Origin of the sequence: Falsirhodobacter sp. 1013 (genome assembly GCF_051195255.1) — a bacterium.
Classification (GTDB): Bacteria; Pseudomonadota; Alphaproteobacteria; order Rhodobacterales; family Rhodobacteraceae; genus Falsirhodobacter.
Genome location: NZ_JBNJLK010000022.1, coordinates 23,757 through 41,438 on the forward strand (window position 1 = coordinate 23,757; position 17,682 = coordinate 41,438).

General features: G+C 59.6%; 14 protein-coding genes and 2 pseudogenes. 4 read left to right on the forward strand and 12 right to left on the reverse strand.

Annotated elements, in window-relative coordinates; genetic code table 11:
- Window positions 1-254: 254 nt before the first annotated feature.
- From ACSHZY_RS17410 to ACSHZY_RS17435, 6 genes are read right to left on the reverse strand one after another with little or no spacing between them, the layout of a single operon-like run.
- Window positions 255-2,117 (reverse strand): CocE/NonD family hydrolase, encoded by a 1,863-nt coding sequence (locus ACSHZY_RS17410; protein ID WP_435171289.1) that lies wholly within the window; start codon window positions 2,115-2,117, stop codon window positions 255-257.
- On the reverse strand, window positions 2,114-3,688 hold the full coding sequence (locus ACSHZY_RS17415) for an ABC transporter substrate-binding protein (protein ID WP_435171291.1): 1,575 nt from the start codon (window positions 3,686-3,688) through the stop codon (window positions 2,114-2,116). Before ACSHZY_RS17415 ends, ACSHZY_RS17410 begins: the two co-directional genes overlap by 4 nt.
- 5 nt (window positions 3,689-3,693) lie before the next feature.
- Window positions 3,694-4,731, reverse strand: coding sequence for an ABC transporter ATP-binding protein (locus ACSHZY_RS17420; protein WP_435171293.1), 1,038 nt, complete (start codon window positions 4,729-4,731; stop codon window positions 3,694-3,696).
- Entirely contained in the window at window positions 4,728-5,708 is a 981-nt protein-coding gene (locus ACSHZY_RS17425) for an ABC transporter ATP-binding protein (protein WP_435171295.1), read from the reverse strand. The genes ACSHZY_RS17420 and ACSHZY_RS17425 overlap by 4 nt, the downstream gene beginning before the upstream one ends.
- The gene (locus ACSHZY_RS17430) at window positions 5,705-6,610 is read right to left on the reverse strand and encodes an ABC transporter permease (RefSeq protein ID WP_435171297.1); all 906 of its coding nucleotides are present in this window, start codon (window positions 6,608-6,610) and stop codon (window positions 5,705-5,707) included. Before ACSHZY_RS17430 ends, ACSHZY_RS17425 begins: the two co-directional genes overlap by 4 nt.
- A complete protein-coding gene (locus ACSHZY_RS17435; protein ID WP_435171315.1) occupies window positions 6,610-7,578 on the reverse strand; it encodes an ABC transporter permease in 969 nt (322 codons plus the stop codon). The genes ACSHZY_RS17430 and ACSHZY_RS17435 overlap by 1 nt, the downstream gene beginning before the upstream one ends.
- 253 nt (window positions 7,579-7,831) lie before the next feature.
- Between ACSHZY_RS17435 and ACSHZY_RS17440 the strand changes: the two genes are divergently transcribed.
- Window positions 7,832-8,770: a LysR family transcriptional regulator gene (locus ACSHZY_RS17440; RefSeq protein ID WP_435171299.1), complete on the forward strand. Its 939-nt coding sequence runs from the start codon at window positions 7,832-7,834 to the stop codon at window positions 8,768-8,770.
- 357 nt (window positions 8,771-9,127) lie between these two features.
- Here the strand turns inward: ACSHZY_RS17440 and ACSHZY_RS17445 are convergent, their stop codons facing one another.
- Together ACSHZY_RS17445 and ACSHZY_RS17450 are read right to left on the reverse strand one after the other, a co-directional pair.
- Window positions 9,128-11,230 carry a YecA family protein gene (locus ACSHZY_RS17445; protein WP_435171301.1) on the reverse strand — a complete coding sequence of 701 codons (2,103 nt, stop codon included), beginning with the start codon at window positions 11,228-11,230 and terminating at the stop codon, window positions 9,128-9,130.
- Window positions 11,231-11,522: 292 nt separating this feature from the next.
- The gene (locus ACSHZY_RS17450) at window positions 11,523-11,957 is read right to left on the reverse strand and encodes a hypothetical protein (RefSeq protein WP_435171303.1); all 435 of its coding nucleotides are present in this window, start codon (window positions 11,955-11,957) and stop codon (window positions 11,523-11,525) included.
- A gap of 172 nt (window positions 11,958-12,129) precedes the next feature.
- Here ACSHZY_RS17450 and ACSHZY_RS17455 point away from each other — a divergent pair, with 172 nt between their 5' ends.
- The gene (locus tag ACSHZY_RS17455; RefSeq protein ID WP_435171305.1) at window positions 12,130-12,675 is read left to right on the forward strand and encodes a YaeQ family protein; all 546 of its coding nucleotides are present in this window, start codon (window positions 12,130-12,132) and stop codon (window positions 12,673-12,675) included.
- Between the two features lie 194 nt (window positions 12,676-12,869).
- On the opposite strand, the gene ACSHZY_RS17460 is transcribed toward ACSHZY_RS17455, so the two are convergent.
- Window positions 12,870-13,883 (reverse strand): zinc-dependent alcohol dehydrogenase family protein, encoded by a 1,014-nt coding sequence (locus ACSHZY_RS17460; protein WP_435171307.1) that lies wholly within the window; start codon window positions 13,881-13,883, stop codon window positions 12,870-12,872.
- 41 nt (window positions 13,884-13,924) lie between these two features.
- Window positions 13,925-14,671: an NADPH-dependent F420 reductase gene (locus tag ACSHZY_RS17465; protein WP_435171309.1), complete on the reverse strand. Its 747-nt coding sequence runs from the start codon at window positions 14,669-14,671 to the stop codon at window positions 13,925-13,927.
- 121 nt (window positions 14,672-14,792) lie between these two features.
- On the opposite strand from ACSHZY_RS17465, the gene ACSHZY_RS17470 reads away from it, so the two are divergent.
- Window positions 14,793-15,164: a winged helix-turn-helix transcriptional regulator gene (locus tag ACSHZY_RS17470; RefSeq protein WP_435171311.1), complete on the forward strand. Its 372-nt coding sequence runs from the start codon at window positions 14,793-14,795 to the stop codon at window positions 15,162-15,164.
- A gap of 405 nt (window positions 15,165-15,569) precedes the next feature.
- Here the strand turns inward: ACSHZY_RS17470 and ACSHZY_RS17475 are convergent, their stop codons facing one another.
- Together ACSHZY_RS17475 and ACSHZY_RS17480 are read right to left on the reverse strand one after the other, a co-directional pair.
- Window positions 15,570-16,559, reverse strand: coding sequence for a zinc-dependent alcohol dehydrogenase family protein (locus ACSHZY_RS17475; protein WP_435171313.1), 990 nt, complete (start codon window positions 16,557-16,559; stop codon window positions 15,570-15,572).
- A gap of 27 nt (window positions 16,560-16,586) precedes the next feature.
- Window positions 16,587-17,449: pseudogene (locus ACSHZY_RS17480) on the reverse strand (TIGR03571 family LLM class oxidoreductase).
- A gap of 2 nt (window positions 17,450-17,451) precedes the next feature.
- Between ACSHZY_RS17480 and ACSHZY_RS17485 the strand changes: the two are divergent.
- Window positions 17,452-17,682 (forward strand): annotated as a pseudogene (locus ACSHZY_RS17485) (recombinase family protein); the annotation flags it as partial.

Sequence of the window (17,682 nt, forward strand, 5' to 3'; positions counted from 1 at the left end):
CGAAATAGAGAGGCGTTGATGCGGTCATATCGTGGCTGTCGTGTAGGCAAACTAAGTATCGCGCATATGGGATCCGGCATCGGTTCATGCGTGACGATGACGTCTTATCATTCCGGCCGGATATGCGTTGGAGCGCAAGCTGGATCGCGCCCGACCGATCTGCACGACTGTATTGCCTGTCCCGGCAGATGTGAAAGCGTCCGGTGGCTGGCGGCAGACGCCATGTCTGCCGCCAGCCGGACTGGTATTTCGTCTCAGGTCCCGGCCGGAATGACAGCCAGCTTGATCCGCGACGGCCTCTTCGCCCCCATGTGAATGGTATTCAGGGCGATTTGACGCCGTCTGCTTGTGCCTTCTGGTTCACCGGTGTTCGGATTCACATCATACTTCGGAAAATTCGACGAGGAGATGTCGAGCCGGATGCGGTGTCCCTTCTTGAAAACGTTGGCCGTCGCGAAAGGGGTGATCGAGATGCGGAACGTCTCGCCGTTTGTCACCAGCTCTGGCCTGTCGAAGCCGTTGCGGTAGCGGCAGCGGAAGATGCCGTCCGTGATGTTCAGGGCATAGCCGCGCGGATAATCTTCGCACGGGGGATACACGTCCACAAGCTTTGCGGTGAAATCGGTATCAGGCGCGTCGGTCGACACCCAGAGCTCTACCTCCACAGGCCCCGCGACGGCGGTGTCCTCGGCCAGCGGCTCCGTCTCGAAGGACAGCACGTCAAGGCGAGCATTCAAGGGCATTCCCGGGCGGGTGCAGCCGTAGAACTCTTCAGCTTCCACCTGATTGAAGCCGCCGCCGGTGAAGATCGGCTCGCCCGAGGTCAGGGATCCACCGATGGTCGGGACCGGATGGGCGGGATCATAGTCGTAGCTGATCGTGCCTTGAGCTACTGGATCGCGTGCAAGTGACATCTGCGGCGTCAGATACAGATCAAGAGGCTGCGCTTCGGGCAGCGGCCAGTCGGTGCTTTCGATCCACCGGCCGCCGTGGTTCAGATTACCCGCTGCGGTCTTGCCGCCCGGTCCAGTGCCCATCAGGAACAGGTGCACGCGCCCTGCTTGTTGGGCAGACTGGTCATCCTTCAGCCAGCGCAGGAACCACTTCTCGCGATAGGCGAGCCAGCTTTCGTCGATCTGGCCATCGAAGGTCGCCTCCGGCCCGAAATCAACATCTCCGAACAGGCTGCGGGACCGGTTGCCATGCGTCCACGGGCCCATGATCAGCGCCAGTGGGCGGTCGGGATCGCCCTTCAGACCGGTGAAGTTCTCCAGCGTGGTGTGGACATAGGCGTCATACCAGCTCGACATGAAGATCGTGGGCACCTTGGGGAACACATCGTAATAGCCCGCGGCGTAGATGCCGACCTTCTTCCAGAAGTCGTCGAAGGTGCCGTTCTGCCACTGCTCCAGCAGGTAATCCTCGTATTCCGGGTTCCACCGGACGGGAGAGCGGCCCTTCGTCCAAGGCATCGCGCCAAACCAGTCGTGCAGGTTTTCGGCCTCGATGGCGCGGGCGGCGGTGGCATCGCCCGCCTCGATCCCGCGGTGATAGGCCCAGGTGGCCTGTTTCATCTCGAAGGCTCCACCCTGCCGGATGCCGCAGGTGAAGGCGTTGGAAAAGCCACCCGAATCCACTGCCATGCAAGTAAGCCCGGGTGGGTTCAGGCAAGCCATCGCCATCTGCGTATGCGCATCATAGGACAGGCCCATGGTGCCCACGCGTCCATTCTGCCAAGGCTGGGACGCGATCCATTTCATCGCGTCGAAACCGTCCTCTCCTTCGGACAGGTATTTGGTGAACACGCCCTCGGACTTGTAGCGGCCCCGGCAATCCTGCCAGATGACCGCATAGCCCTTGCGGGCCAGATAGATCGCGAGATTGGGGCGTGACATCGGGGTCGGGGCGTTCACGCTGAACTCGGTGCGTGGGGTGCCCGACTTGTCATAGGGGGTGCGCTCGAAGATGACCGGCAACGGTGTCTCGACGCCGGCGGGGCGGTAGATGTCGGTGGCCAGATGCACGCCGTCGCGCATCCGCACCATCACGTCGCGGTGGACGACGACATCATCGGCCACGGGCGTGGCCGACGCGAGGGTCAGGGTCTCGATCTTCACTCTGCAGCGCTCCGGACATCGCTAGCGACGGTGCGCTCAGCCAGGTTGGGGATGAAGTCGATCTCGGTGTTCGAGGCCCAGTAGACCTTCTGGAAATACAGCGGAACCAACGCCTGGTCTTCCATGGCGATGCGAGTCGCGGCCGCCAGCTTCTCGTTGCGGGTGGTGGAGTCGAATTCCTGCATTGCGTCCTGCAGCGCCTTGTCGAAGTCGGCGTTGCTGTAGCGGGTGCGATTGAAGCCGCCCGTGCCCTCGTCCGCATTGTAGGTCTGCAGGAGCGAGCGCAGGTTGGCCTCGGAGTTCGGGGTGGAGGAGCCGAGCGAGAAGACGAAGGCACCGTATTCGCCCTTGGAGGCGGCGGCGGCATAGACGTTGTAGGACAGCGTTTCCACCCCGTTCACCTTCAGCCCGCCGCGTGCGAGCATCTGACCGAGGGCCTGCGCCAGATCGCCGTCTCCGGGGAAACGGTTGTTCGAGGAGTAGATCGTGATGCCGAAACCATCCGGATAGCCCGCCTCAACCAACAGGGCCTTCGCCGCTGCCGGATCGGCAGGCACGGCCTTCAGGTCCTCGGCATAGCCGCCCAGCACCGAGGGCACGATCTGCGCCGAGGCCACACCAGCGCCGCCGAGAATGCGGTCGATGATCAACTGACGGTCGATCATCATGGAGACGGCCTTGCGCACGCGCGCGTCGTCGAAGGGGTTGCTGTCAAGCGGCGCGCCTGCGAGATCCGTCACTCCGGGCGCGCTGTCGCGCATCGACAGGCCAAGATAGATCAAACGTCCCGATTCAATCCCGTAGACCTTGATGTTGGTATTGCGCTCAAGTGTCGCCACATCGGACGGGGACACCGCGTCGATCAGGTCGACAGAACCTGACAGGAGTGCAGCCGAGCGCGCAGCATCATTGGTGATGAAACGATATTCGACGGTGGCGAATTCCGGCTTGTCGCCCCAGTAATCGTCGAACCGCTCGATCGTGAGGGATTCCGCAGGTTTCCATGACACGAAGCGGTAGGGGCCGGTGCCGATTGCTGCTTTGCCCGAGTTGAAGTCGTCCAGCGTCGCGCCCTCGGCCGCAGCCTTGGAGATGATGAACACGCGGCCCACCTGCTCCATCAAGGCGGGGTTCGGGGCCTTCGTGACGATGCGGATGCTGTGATCGCCGGTCTTTTCCATCGAGGCGATGGAGCTGACGTTATCGGTGAACGGCGCGGGGCTGTTCGGAACCTCGTCCGTCCGCTCCAACGAGAAGATCACATCATCGGCGGTGAACGCGGACCCGTCGTGGAACGTCACGCCCTCGCGTAGGGTTATGTCCCAGGTCAGCTCGTCCGTGTTGCTCCATTCGGTGGCCAGCGCGGGGTGCATCTGCAGGTTCTCGTCGGTGGACAGCAGCGTGCCGAAGATATTGTCGGCCGTCATCTGATTGTTGCCGGTGCGCGAGAACTGCGGGTCGATCGCCGACGGCTCGGTCGAGCGGCCGATTACCAGATCCTGCGCCATCGCCGTCAAGGCGGTCGAGGCGAGCATCAGCCCCGCAAGGGCAACGTTTCTGAAAAGCGTCATCGTTGTCAGACTCCCATGGTGTCGGTTTGCGTGAAGCGCGGGCGTTCGCCCATATCGTTGAGGTGGCAGGCAGAGTGCCGCCTTGCCCCGAGATCGCGCAGCGCCGGGCGTTCCGTGCGGCAGCGGTCCATGGCGAAGGGGCAGCGGGGGTGGAAATGGCATCCCGGCGGCGGGGCGAGAGGCGAGGGTATCTCTCCCTTGACCGGACTGAAGGCGCGGTGGCGGCGGTCGATGCGCGGCACTTCGGACAAGAGCGCTGCCGTATAGGGGTGGTTCGGTTCGGCGAAGATCGCGGCGGTCGGACCGCTTTCGACGATGCGCCCCAGATACATGATCACCACCCGGTCCGAGATGTGGTGCACCACGCTCAGATCGTGGCTGATGAACAGGTATGTCAGGTCGAATTCATCCTTGAGGCGGATGAACAGGTTCAGCACTTGCGCTTGAATAGAGATGTCGAGCGCCGCGATGCTTTCGTCGCAGACAAGGAATTGCGGGTTCACGGCCAGCGCACGAGCGATCCCCAGGCGTTGCCGTTGACCACCGGAAAACTGGTGTGGATAGCGGTCACGCATGGACGGATCGAGGCCGACCGTTTCCAGCAGACGCGTGACCAGCGCCTCTTTTTCCCCGCGCCGGATCAGGCCATGCGCAAGGGGGGCCTCGCCGATGATCTCCGTCACCTTCTTGCGCGGATTGAGCGACGACATCGGATCCTGAAAGATGATCTGGGTGTTCAATCGTGCGTGCCGCGCTGCCTTGCCGGAGAGGGAGGCACGGCTCTGACCGTTCAGCTTCACTTCGCCTTCGGTTGCCGGCAGCATTCCGGCGATCACACGGCCAAGGGTGGATTTGCCGCATCCGGATTCCCCGACAAGGCCCACGACCTCGCCCTTGGCGATCGACAGGTCGACACCGTCCAAGGCATGCACCGTGCGGCGCGGGCTGGCCGCTCCCAGCCGGATCGCGATCTTCTCTGCAAAATCGGGCTCGGTCGTGAAGTGTTTGGAGACGTTGACCGCCTCGGCGAAAGGAACGGTCATGGGCGGGTCTCCGATCCCAGGGGGTGGAAGCAGCGGAAGGCGTGCATGCCTTCCTTCGTCTCCGCAGGTTCGTTCCGGCAGACATCGGTGGCGAAATCGCAGCGTGTGCGGAACGCGCAGCCTTCAGGTCGGCTCAGCGGCGGCGGGGCCGACCCGCGGATGGACCGCAGGGGCGCGCCGCGTTCGTTGGCAATGGGTGCCGACGCGATCAGCCCTTTGGTGTAGGGATGGCGAGGCGTATCCAGAACCTCGTCCACAGTGCCCTGTTCTACGATCTTGCCAGCATACATCACGGCAATCCGGTCGGCCAATCCAGCCACCACCCCCAGGTCGTGGCTGATCCAGATCAGTCCCATTCCAAGCTCGCGGCATAGCGTCTGCACCTGCGCGAGGATCTGGCTCTGGATCGTCACGTCCAGTGCCGTGGTTGGCTCGTCCGCGATGATGAGGTCAGGCTTGTGCAGCAGCGCGATGGCAATGGCCACGCGCTGGCGCATTCCGCCCGAAAATTCGTGCGGGTAGCTTTCGATGCGCAGCTCGGGCTGGGGGATCCCGACCATGGCCAGTGCCTCCACCGAGCGTCGAAGGGCCTCTACACGACTGACCCGTTCATGGGCCAGCACGGTTTCGACCATATGGGTCTTGACCGAAAGAACGGGATTCAGCGTCATCATCGGATCCTGGAAGATCATCGCGATGCGGTTGCCGCGCAGCGTCCTGACCCGGCGTTCGGGCATGCCAACCAGATCCTCGCCCTTGAACAGGATTTGCCCGCCTGCATTCCGGCCCGGCGCGTCCACCAGCCCGAGGACGGAGAAGCCGGTGATCGACTTGCCCGATCCGCTTTCCCCCACGAGGCCGAGGATTTCCCCCCGCCCCACGGTCAGCGACACGCCGTCGACCGATTTGATGACACCTGCGGGTGTAAAGAAATGCGTCTTCAGATCGCGTAGTTCCAACACGGGGGTCTTGTTCATTTTACCAGCCTCGGGTTGAACACCTCGCGCAGGCGATCGCCCACGATATTGATGGAGAACACAAGCGTCAGTAGCAGAAGGCCCGGGAACACGCTGATCCAGTAAAGGCCCGCCAGCAGCACTTGATAACCATTTGAGATCAGCAGCCCCAGTGATGGCTCGGTGATGGGCAGGCCGATGCCGAGGAAGGAAAGAGTCGCCTCTGCCGCGATGGCGCTGGCCACCTGGATCGTGCCGATCACGATCAGGGGCGGCAGGCAGTTCGGCAAAAGGTGCCCGAACAGGATACGGGCGCGCGACAGGCCAAGACAGCGGGCGGCCTCGATATAGTCCTTGTTCACCTCCACCAGCGCGGCCGCGCGGGCGGCACGGGCAAAGTAGGCCCACTGCACGAAAACCAGTGCGAGGATAACCTTCAAGGTCCCCTGACCGAAGACCGCAAGGATCATCAGAGCCACAAGGATTGTCGGAAAGCCGAGCATGAGGTCCACGAACCGCATGAGAACGGCGTCGAGCCGCCCGCCGACCTGAGCCGACAGAAGGCCAAGCGTCGCGCCGATGGCCAGTGCCATCACACCCGCGATCAGCCCCACCGCAAGCGAGGTCCGCAGCCCGTAGAGCATGGCCGAGAGCATGTCGCGGCCTTGGCCGTCAGTGCCAAGGACATAGGTCATACCGGAAAACCCGTCGGACATCGGCGGCAGCTTGCTGTCGAAGAGGTCGATCTGCATCAGGTCGTAAGGGTTCTGTGGTGCCAGCAACGGCGCGAAGACTGCGGCGCCTACCAGCAGGATGCACATCACCAGGGCAACGGTCGCCTTGGGGCTGCGCAGGATACCTTGAAGCGAAGTTTTCAGCACGCCATCGCCAATCAGGCGGCGTGGAGGGGACAAGGCGGTCATCAGCGGCGGCTCCTGATACGGGGATCGAGGAGCGAGTAGAGGATGTCCACGATCAGGTTGATGCAGATGAACATCGTCACGATCACGAGGATGTAGGCGACGACGACGGGGCGATCGAGGATATTGATGCTGTCGATGATCAGCTTGCCGACGCCGGGCCAGGCGAAGATCGTCTCCGTCACCACGGCAAAGGCGATCAGCGATCCGAACTCCACCCCGACGACGGTGATGATCGGAATCATGATGTTCTTGAGCACATGCACCAACACGATCCGGCGCGAAGAGAGGCCCCGCGCACGGGCGAACTTGATGTAATCGAGCGGCATCGTTTCCTGCACGCCCGACCGTGTCAGGCGGATGACCAGCGCGATCTTGGCCAGCGACAGATTCAAGGCGGGCAGGATCAGGTGGCGGATGCCGTCCATGGTCGCAAGGCTGGTCTCTATCCCGAGAATGGTGCCGGTCTGGCCGCGGCCCGTGGAGGGCAACCAACCCAGAAACACCGCGAAGATCATGATCAGCATCATGCCTTGCCAGAAGTTTGGCAGAGAGAACCCAAGGATGGAGCCGGTCATCACCGTCTCCTCCGTCAGGGTGTTCGGCCGCAGCCCAGCCAGAAGACCCAGCGGAATACCGAGGACCAGCGACAGGAACAGTGCGCAGAATGCCAGTTCCAGCGTCGCCGGAAGTCGCTGCAGGATAACGTCGATCGATGGCTGGTTGTAGACGAAGGAGGTGCCCAGATCCCCCTGCAGCGCGCGCGACAGGAAGCCTAAATACTGCATCGGCAGCGGCTGATCGAGGCCGAGGGAGCGGGTGACCTGTGCCCGTTCGGCCATCGTGGCATCGGCAGGCAGCAGGATCTCCAACGGATCGCCGATGGCATAGACGCCTGCAAAAACGATGACCGACGTGACCAGCAGAACGAGCATCGACTGCATGAGCCGGCGTATGACGAAAGCGATCATGACAAGGAAGCGGGAGGAGGCATGGACACGGCTACGTTCCTTTTCTGGATACGGGGCTTTCACTGAGAAGGCAGGCAATGATTCCTGTCGCGCAATAGTATGAAGAAAGCGAATTGATCTATGCGAGTCGCGCATTGCCTTGCTTACGGGAGGGCGAAAACGTCATAACTTAGGAAGCGGGATGATCTTCAACATGCCATGATGTAAAGATTTTGTGTCGGGATGGATGTCGGAGGCTGCGGGAGTTCAGAGAATGAAACTTACAGATCTTGAAGCGTTTCGAGCCGTCATGGAAACTGGATCGACACAGGAAGCTGCCCGATATTTAGGCATTTCCCAATCAGCAGTGAGCAGACGACTTGTGCAACTTGAGGAAGATATCGATCTGCAGCTGTTCGTTCGGGACCCTGCACGCCTGATTCCATCGGACGGAAGCAAGCAGCTGGAGCGCCTTGCAAGCGATGTGCTGGAACGGGCGTTTCTGTTGCAAGAGGCCGCTCAAGGGATGCGCAGTGGTCAGCGCACACGTGCACTCATCACTGTATCCGTGCCGTCAAGCATCACCCGCACCATTCTTCCCCAGCTCATCGCCGAATTCTGTGCCACCAACCCCGGCTTCCGCTTCGACGTGACGAGCGGCCCCTATGACGCGACGGAGCGTATGCTGCGCGACGGTCGCGTGGACATCGGTCTGCTGCGGTTGCCGTTCAGTGAACCGGGGTTTCAGCTGGGTGGCGTGATTGCCGCGCCCTCCGTGTGCATCATGCCCAAGGGGCATCCACTGGCCAGCTTTGCCGAGATAAGGGTTCAGAACCTCAGCGGCGTCCCTCTTGTGCTTCTGGGATGGCGGCGCGCGCCACGCCGCGATGTCGATCTTGCTTTCCAATCGGCCGGTATCGTGCAGGATGTCGTGGCCGAAGCGCATTCCGTTTCCACGGCTTGCGGCCTCGTTGCCGCAGGGCTGGGCGTGTCCATCGTAAACGGGTTGCTGGTGCAGGAATGCGTCGACCTCGACATTGAGGTGCGCCCCTTCGTTCCCACCCTGCCGAACCGGCTGTCCTTCGTCCAGCCGTTGGGACCGAAGGCGAGCGAAGGAGCCGATGCATTCGTGAAATTCGCAACGGGCCGTCTGCAAATGATGGCGGCTGAACCGATGATGCGAACGAGCAACGCAAGCGATCATGCGGGATAATTGACTTGTCAGGCAATGCCGACTGACATGGGTGACACCGTCATCCTTAAGTTTCGCCTGCATGCGACTTCCGAAGAGTGATTGATCGTTCGGTTGCTTTGGAAGCCCCTTCTGAACGTTTGGTTGGAAAGCGCCACGAAAGTGCCGCCCAAGACGTGAAAGCCCCAGATCGGATGGCACAAGGGATGCGCCATGATGTCGACAGGTGGCAGAAGCGTGCTCCGAAGCTGGCGCTTCATCCAGAGCGAACGCCATTCATTGCTTGGCGACGCGAAAGCCCCTTAGCGGACACTCGAGAGCGCATAAGGGATGTCCAGTTGAGCGAATATCCAACGAAATCCATATACAAAAAGTAAATTAGAAATTACCGCAGCATTTCTTGAACTTTTTTCCGCTTCCGCAAATGCACTGATCGTTGCGCCCGATGTCTCGAGGCCCCCTCCTCTTCAAGAAATCTTCTGTCTTCACCAAGCTTGGGGCTGAAGCCATTGATCCTTCCAGCGCATAATCAAATACGTGCTTTTGCCGCAAATAAGCACCAAACCGTATCTGCATATTACATGAGTCTACGGCAAGGCCCAGCCACTTATCTGCTCGCTGGTAATACTTTCGCCGCACCATGTGCTCCCGCAATGAGGGTTCGGCGATAAACTGAGGGTGGCTGTTGCAATGAATAGTTAAGCCTGATGAGCGGTTCTCCATGGGCAGAGTGACGTCACCGTGTCCTTTCCTTGCCAGTTTTTTGACGAGAGCCTCTATAGTATTCACACCATCTTCGCCGATCTCCAGTAAAGTTAGACCGAGCTCCACACAGAGCGCGTTTGGATTTCGGTCAACACTATCAATTGCACGACCAACGAAAGTATCTCTGTAACGAGTTAACAGTCCTTCGGGGGTATCATTACCTGGCATGCCCTCTCTACGAACAATCATTGCTGCATCAATGTCACTCGCCAAACTGTCGTCTAAGTTCAGGATATCGCACTGGTCATCGAACCAAAGGTTGACTTTCAGGAAGTGGCCCAATACGGCCAGTTCATTTGTAGTCATAACCCGGCCGTAATATAGGGATCGCCTCTCAAGGTAGGCCAGAACCCGAATGGGGGAAGAAACTATTTCGGAAAGAACATCTAATGTGAAGAGGTCAATGCAAAGAGGATTTTCAAAGCCATGGATTGGGTCAGTCTTAAGGAAGCTGTTAACTTGTATGCTTAAGGCTGGATAATGATCCGAGATCACGGAAATTGGAAATACTCGATCAGGTTTTCTGAGCTCTAGCTTATTTCCACCGGCATCTTTCAAAACCACACCTCGCATTCCCAGTCCGTCGAAACAGCTCCGACACTGGTCGTAAGCGTCTTGGATCGCGAGTTGAAAGTCCTTATGAATCCTCGCTAAATTTCCACTTCGAGAGGCGGCTGTCAGCTTCTGGGACTTGCATTGACATACGATGCCGATCTCACCGAAGGAGACGTATACATCGATTTCACCGACCTTTTTCGCACCATCGTAGATATCCAGATTCTGATAAACGTGCTCCTTGCCGAATATCCGACACAAGAAATCATAAGTAACTTGCTCCGTGAATGCACCTTTGTGCTTAGATGCCTGTGCCCTATACTCCTTGTCCTGATACATCCAATGGGCTGGAGATTCATAAATTGCTTCTGCAAGGCTAACGGTCTGGAAAAGGTAGAATTTTTCTTCCAATATTAGTATTGGCCTTACCGACGTCACGCTAAATTCTGTGACTGAAGTAAATTTTTCGTTTTCGAAGTTAACATCACAAGAAAACATTCTGAAGAACGCGTCAACAATATCGCGCGAAAGACCGGAAGCTTGAACCACCTCCGCTATTTCAAGTTCGAATGCCGGGAGCATCGTCCGACGTTCAGGAGGAGTGTCTCTGAGGCGCTTTACCTGATCTATGCCCTTTCTCGACTGAATTTCAGATATGGCATTTGCTATCGTCTTGGCGTGCTTTGCGGTAAATCCCATATTGTCAGACAGCCATTTATCATCATTTGCGTAGCGCAGTTCCGCAAGATCTATATATTGAAACAAGAAAGCACTTTCTGTTGAATAGAATGCTGCCTCCCTCATTCCCTCTCCAGTAAAAACGGGAGAAATACCTGGCTGAAAACTCGAAAAAGCGTCTCTAATCATGCAGTTATGAATATCTTCGAGTAATTTCTGCGATCCTAGTATGTATTCTGCCATTTCTTGAACGCTAGGGATGGCAGTCGATCCTTGACCTCCTAAAAGGCCCGCGATCAAAGTCCCGATCTCAGTTCTTATGAGGCGTTGCGGAGTTTTCTTTTTTGCAATTTCCTCGCCGGTGACTTGGGCCTTGAAGCCAATCCAGTTGTCTCTGCAGCAAAAATATGATATTGCGTGCGCAAACCCAGGTTTTCTACATAGCTTGATAAGCTCGCGGAAATAATCCGCTTCTGTTTTCATTCGAGACAACTCCACTCTTGGGTGAAAAAAAGCCAATTTTGGTAATGCGCTTGAGATAGCTTTTCCCCGAATCTGTGCTTTAGGCAAGTTAAATAGTATCACGACAAGGAGATGCCGCTGCTGTATGCAGCGTGGTGATGGAATTGCATGCGTGACATAATTTGATGTATGAGAACGGCAGCTTCGTCCCATCCGCTACTAGAATGTGTCCGAGTGGCCGCTCGTCCTTTCTGGATGACAAGCAAGGATAGCGCGTATGGCGCTTCATCAGTTTGCGGCAGCGCCAACGCCATCAGCCGATAAGTGTGCTGCGGTAAAATTCACGAACAAAAGCCACATCCCCTTGTCCCGGTAGGGCCAGTGTGGCGTGAACCTCAAGAACATACGGACCCTCTATGGGGAGCAGCCGCGCACGAGTCGTGCGTCGCACGAGTCCGGCGCTTGCGAGCAGCACTCCGAAAGGCACAGCCGTATGCAGCATCCGGTGCCGAACATCCTCAGGCAGCCCCCCAGGCAGATAGATGTTCACAGCACTGGAAACAGCTGTGTCCTGCCAGAGCAGTTCCACGCGCCGGTGCCGTCGGCCATCCTCGGCCGCGCGGTCTTCCAGAACCTGCGCCATAAGACTCCCGGGCCCGAAATGCCGCACACACCAGTCGCGGAGCACGCCACTGGCCGTGGCACCCGACGTCAGACAGGTTCTCAGATCTTCGGCGGTGTGGTTCATCTGTCTCGAAGTCCCCCGACAAAACATCGAGGGCAAGAACAGTTAGACATCGGGTCGGGCCTCGCAACGGCAGTCGAGTGCTGAAACTCACGTATCATCACGGGTTCCTTTCCGCTTTCATTGGGCCGTCGCACGTCTTAAGCATCCGATCTTCATCATACAGGGCCAGATCATGGCGCAGAAATCCACCATCCACAAAGTCGAACTTTCCGTGTCCGACATGGATCGCCACTACTATGCGACCCATAAGCTGACCGTTGCCAAACATCCCTCGGAGACGGACGAGCGGTTGATGGTGCGCGTTCTCGCTTTTGCCCTGAACGCCCACGAGCAGTTGGAGATGACCAAAGGCCTCTCGACGGATGACGAGCCGGACATCTGGCAGAAGACCCTGAGCGGAGAACTTGAACTCTGGGTTGCCCTGGGGCTTCCAAGCGAAAAAGTCGTCCGGCAGTCCTGCAGCAAATCCAAAGAGGTCATCGTCTATTGCTACGGTGGACGAACGACCGAGATCTGGTGGGAGAAGATCAGGAGCAGCACCACTCGGTTTGCCAACCTTCAGGTCGTGAAGATATCCGAGGAGGAGTCCGCTGCACTTGGAAAACACGCCAGCCGCTCCATGAAGGTGCAGGTCAACGTTCAGGACGGTGATGTGATGGTCAGCGTAGACGGCAGTATCATCTACGTCACGCCGGTCGAATGGAAGAGTGCTGGCTGATTGAGGAAGCGACGTGCCTATCTGCGTCCAATGACCGATGTCTCATTGCGGAGGTAGACTGTCGGCACCTGCTCAGAGAAATTACTTTTCACGGCGAATGTCGGTTTTTTCCCAGAATTGACATGAAGAGCCCTGAGCCGGCGTTCGTGCCTGAAGACAGGATCGCGCTCCCATCCTCAGGTGACGGCGGGCGCTTAGTGGGCTACGTCGATCACGACCTTGCCGACATGATCACCGCTGGCGAGACGTCGGTAGGCGTCGCGGTAGTCCGCAAACGGATACACCTTGTCGATGACGGGATGGACGTCGTGCTGTGCCATGGCGGCCAGCAGGGCCTCGAAGTTCTCGCGGGGGCCAATCGCCGTTCCGGCCACGTGCAGCGACCGAGACAGGATGTCAATCGGGGGCAGCCCTCCGCCAAAGCCGCTTGTGAAGCCGACGATAGAGATGTCACCGCCCTTCCGGGTCGCGGCGGCGGATTTCACGATGGTCTTCTCGCCAGCGATGTCGATCACCTTGTCCACGCCCTTGCCGCCGGTCAGCTCGAGGATCTCTTTCTCCCAGTCAGGGAAGGCGCGGTAGTTGACGACCGCCTCCGCCCCCAGCTCCTTGAGCTTTTCAGCCTTCGCCTCGGTGGACGTGATGGCGAAGACACGGGCACCGAACATGCGGGCCACCTGCAATGCGAAGAGCGCCACTCCGCCCGTGCCCTGCACCAGCACGGTCTGGCCCGGTTGAAGCGGAGAGGACAGGTTGAGGGCAGTCCATGCGGTCACGGCAGCGCAGGGCAGCGAGGCCGCTTCAATGTAGGACATGTAGGCGGGGATATGCACGACCGCGTTCTCGTGAACCAGAATATTCTCGGCCAGCATGCCGTCCGTGGTCATCCCGAGGCTGTCCATCTGGTATTCGGGACGCGGGGGGCCGCCGATCCAATGCGGGTGACAGGAGGCCGCTACGCGATCCCCGACCTTGGCGCGGGTCACCCTGTCCCCGACGGCGACAACCTCGCCCGCACCATCTGAGAGCGGAACGCCATTGGGCTGTGTCGGGCCGCCATAGGCCCCGTCCAGGATCGCCTGATCGCGGAAATTCAGCGAGGCCGCTTCGACGCGGATCAGGACGTCGTAGGCACCCGGTGTTGGGGTCGCCTCGTCATGCAGTTCAAGGTCCGGCTTGTCGCCGGAGGTCCATCTTACAGCTTTCATGTCGTGTCGCCTTCTGTTGTCTGTGTGGGTGCGAAGATCGCTTACATGTTGATGGCGCGGACCAGCCGGACGCCCCATTCCTCATCGGGATTGGTCGTGCCATCCCCTAGCCGCTCCTGCATCACGGCGACGCCCAAATCCCTGCGAGCGGGCAGCCGAGCGCGTTCGGCTGCGGACAGAGCCCCCTCGATCTCGTCGTGCATCAGGTCGGTGCAATAGACCGGCGCACCGGGTTGTTGGCGCCACGAGTCCGCAAGCGTGCCGGAATGGACGGCGTCCAGACCGGTGTCCTCAACCAAGGCCATCGCCACCTCGCGGTCGCGATTCCGGTCGGCCGCGACCGGAATTGCAATGCGTCCAGCATCCCCTTTCGGCTTTCCCTTACGTCCCAGCGACGCCGAACCGATCGCATTCCATGCCTTGGCGATGGGACGACCGAGCTGTTCCGCGACCCACAGGCTTTCCACCTGACCCGCTTCGATCGCATCAATCTTGGTGTCACGGAATGGGTAGTAGTTCGACGTGTCGATCACCACCGTCTCGTCGGGCAGGTCTGCAACAAGGGGTGCGATCTTCGGAATGGCGTTGAGGGGGATGGAGAGGATAACCACCTCGACATCGCGCAGCGCCTCCTGCGTCGTGACGGCCCGCGCTCCGGCAGTCAGGAGTTCGGCATCAATCGTTTCCGGCCCGCGCGAGTTGGCCACTTTGACGTCATGTCCTGCTGCGCTCAGTTCCTTCACCAGCGTCTTGCCGATATGGCCGGTGCCGAGGATGCCGATTTTCATGTCATGCCCTTTGCAATGTTCAGGCGGCCTTACAAGGCCGCGTCATGACCGCTATTTGAGCAACAGGTAAGATATCGGCAAGAACCCACTAAAAAGTCGGTAACACACTCAAAGGTAAGTCATGGAACGCGACTGGCGATGCGATGATCCGAAACAGCAGCTCGTCTGGGCGGCCGCCACCAGCGAGACGCTGCGGGTGCTCGAAGGCAAGTGGAAGATCGTCATCATCGTCCAGCTCTTCGCGGCCAGGGCCCCGCTGCGGTTCTCTCAACTGGAGCGCCGCATCGACGGCGTGAACCAAAAGATGCTCATCCAGCAGCTTAAGGAGCTGGAAAAGGACGGCATTGTGATCCGGACCGCCTATCCGGAGGTGCCCCCGCGCGTGGAATATGCCCTGACCGACATGGGAAAGGCGCTCGGCCCCTCCATCGAGGCGCTGGTGGATTGGGCGTTCCTGCGATGTGAGACGGCCGGTAAGCGCTCCCGGTCCTGAGAGTCCGCTAGTCCTGTCCTCAACGCACGGCCGACACCAGACACAGTTAGGGCAGTATCGGCGCTCGAGTCCTATGCTGCCATTCGTGCCTCCCAGAAACTCCACCGCGACCCGACGGCGGACGATAAGTTGGCGACGTCGATCACGACCTGGCTGACATGATTACCGCTGGCGAGCCAGCGGTAGGCGTCCCGCTAGTCCGCCGGGGAATGCACCTTTTCGATGACCGGATGGACCTCGTGCAGCGCCATGGCGGCTATCAGAGCCTCGATGTTCTCGCGGAAACCGATTGCCTTTTCGGCCATATGAAGCGACCGCAACAGAATGTCGATCGGGGGCAGTCCTCCGCCAAAGCCGCTCATGAGCTGACAAGCCACCCTTGAATTCAGGGCGGCCTGTCTTCTATCAAACTCGCACGACGACCTTGCCGACCTGCGTGTTGCTTTCGAGATGGGCATGGGCCGCAGCCATTTCCGTGAACTCGAACACGCGGTCGATCTTCGCCGAAAGCTTCCCAGAGGCGAGCCCCGCCGTGACAAACTCCTTGGCACGTTCGAGCTTCTCGTCATCAGTAGTGATCTCGAACAGTTCGTAGCCGCGGATCGTCAGGTGCTTGCCCAGCAGGTCCATCACCGGAACCGGGATGTCGCCATGTTCCAGAGCGCCATACTGGAAGAAAATACCGTCCTGGTGGAGCGAGCGGATGAGCTTACTGGCCTCGGCGCCACCTGCGGGATCGAACGCGATCTTCGCACCCTTGCCGTCGGTGAGGCGGGCAACTTCCGCGACGATGTCCTGCTCTTCCGTGCAGATGACCGCCGACGCGCCAGCCTCCAGCAAAGCGTCGCGCTTCGATGTGCCCCGGGTGATCGCGATAGGGCGTGCGCCCACCATGTTGGCAATCTGAATGGCGGCAAGGCCCACGCTGCTGGATGCGGCACGGACCAGCACTGTATCGCCTGCGGCCAGCGAACCGTATTCGATCAGTGCGCCATAAGCCGTGACGAACATCATCCAGCTTGCCGCCGCCTGCTCGAAGCCGATCGCATCGGGATGCTTGACCACGACACGGGCGGGCGCATTCACCAGTTCGCCATACATGCCGTAATCCGTGAAGGCAAAGCCGGGGATCACGCTGACCGTATCACCTGGTGCAAGATGGCTGACGCCTGCACCGACCGCATCAACGATGCCTGCCGCCTCATATCCAAGCTGTGCCGGATAAGTGGGTTCGATGACATAGGCGCCGGTGCGATACATGATTTCGGCGCGGTTCAGACCAATCGCCTTCACACGAATGCGCACCTCGCCCGTGGCAGGTTGCGGCACGTCCACATCAACGAGTTCGAGGACGTCAGGACCGCCGGTGCGGTTGAAAACATACTTGCGGGACATGGGTGTTCCTTTTTGAGATGGGCGGCTTTAATGCAGCAGCCGGGGAATGATATGATCGCCGAACTCGTCGAGCATTTCGGACGCAGCCCGTCGCATGGGCTTGAGATTGAGGGCGACATGAGCGACCCCCTCGTCCCGTTGCCGCAGCCAAAAGTCGGTAAGTGCCTTCCGGCCTCCGGCCAGCCAGCGACCCGGTTGCAAAGGAGCGTCGGCGTCCCGGTCGAGATGGAAGAACGTCCCATAGCCATAAGGCTTTGCGGGGCCTGCCGCCTCGCGCCAAAGGGCAATCACCTCCGCTAGACGGCGCGGGTCGCTGTAATGCCAGATCCAGCCGTCCATGTTTTCGGCGATCCAATCGATGGTCTGCCCGCCACGCCCGATGGCGAGGATGGGCAACCTGGAGCCTGAAACGGGTTTCGGGACGAGATCGAGATTTCCCGTCAACCTGCCGAAATGCCGTGTTTCGAACGAGGGATAAGACCTTTCGGTCAGAACGCCGATCAGCGTCCGCGCCTCACGCAGCCGGTCTGCGCGGTCCTCGAACGGACGCCGAATGCCGGATACTCGGTAGGCCGGTCGCCGCTCGACAGCCCAAGAAGGAACCGTCCACCCGTCAAGCCATCAAGGCTTGCGGCCTGCTTGGCGACTTCAACGGGGTTGCGAAGGGGGGCAACGATACCGGCGGTCCCGATCGCAATTTCTTTCGTATGAGCGGCAAGCCAACCTGCGTAGACCATCGGATCATGGATCTGTCCCAGATCGCCGAAGGTGGGATCCTCGAATGGAACGTCGCGTAGCCAGAGCGCGCCAAAACCCGCCGCTTCCGCCTGCCGCGCCCGTTGGTCTTGTGCCTCGAACTGCGGACCGGGTGTATCCGGATAGCCCTCGATGGGTGATTGAGTATGTCGAGCACCTGCGGATCATCGACGATGACCTCTGGCAACGCGTGAAGGCGCGGCAGGATGCCGTGCGGGAGATGATGAACTTCGCCGCGCCGGAGGATGCTCCCCTGCGCCGCGATCTCGCACGCCGCCCGAAGTTCCTGCTGTCCGGCCTGATCAAGTGCGGCGGCGGCGCCACCTACACTCTGATCAACAAGACCCTTTACGGCTGCTCCGGCTCC

Bases quoted from the DNA above. Each gene is read 5' to 3' on its own strand.
- ACSHZY_RS17470 (WP_435171311.1), top strand. From the start codon at position 14,793: ATGGAACGCGACTGGCGATGCGATGATCCGAAACAGCAGCTCGTCTGG.
- ACSHZY_RS17460 (WP_435171307.1), bottom strand. From the start codon at position 13,883: ATGAAAGCTGTAAGATGGACCTCCGGCGACAAGCCGGACCTTGAACTG.
- ACSHZY_RS17415 (WP_435171291.1), bottom strand. From the start codon at position 3,688: ATGACGCTTTTCAGAAACGTTGCCCTTGCGGGGCTGATGCTCGCCTCG.
- ACSHZY_RS17425 (WP_435171295.1), bottom strand. From the start codon at position 5,708: ATGAACAAGACCCCCGTGTTGGAACTACGCGATCTGAAGACGCATTTC.
- ACSHZY_RS17465 (WP_435171309.1), bottom strand. From the start codon at position 14,671: ATGAAAATCGGCATCCTCGGCACCGGCCATATCGGCAAGACGCTGGTG.
- ACSHZY_RS17420 (WP_435171293.1), bottom strand. From the start codon at position 4,731: ATGACCGTTCCTTTCGCCGAGGCGGTCAACGTCTCCAAACACTTCACG.
- ACSHZY_RS17440 (WP_435171299.1), top strand. From the start codon at position 7,832: ATGAAACTTACAGATCTTGAAGCGTTTCGAGCCGTCATGGAAACTGGA.
- ACSHZY_RS17455 (WP_435171305.1), top strand. From the start codon at position 12,130: ATGGCGCAGAAATCCACCATCCACAAAGTCGAACTTTCCGTGTCCGAC.
- ACSHZY_RS17475 (WP_435171313.1), bottom strand. From the start codon at position 16,559: ATGTCCCGCAAGTATGTTTTCAACCGCACCGGCGGTCCTGACGTCCTC.
- ACSHZY_RS17450 (WP_435171303.1), bottom strand. From the start codon at position 11,957: ATGAACCACACCGCCGAAGATCTGAGAACCTGTCTGACGTCGGGTGCC.
- ACSHZY_RS17430 (WP_435171297.1), bottom strand. From the start codon at position 6,610: ATGACCGCCTTGTCCCCTCCACGCCGCCTGATTGGCGATGGCGTGCTG.
- ACSHZY_RS17435 (WP_435171315.1), bottom strand. From the start codon at position 7,578: ATGATCGCTTTCGTCATACGCCGGCTCATGCAGTCGATGCTCGTTCTG.
- ACSHZY_RS17445 (WP_435171301.1), bottom strand. From the start codon at position 11,230: ATGAAAACAGAAGCGGATTATTTCCGCGAGCTTATCAAGCTATGTAGA.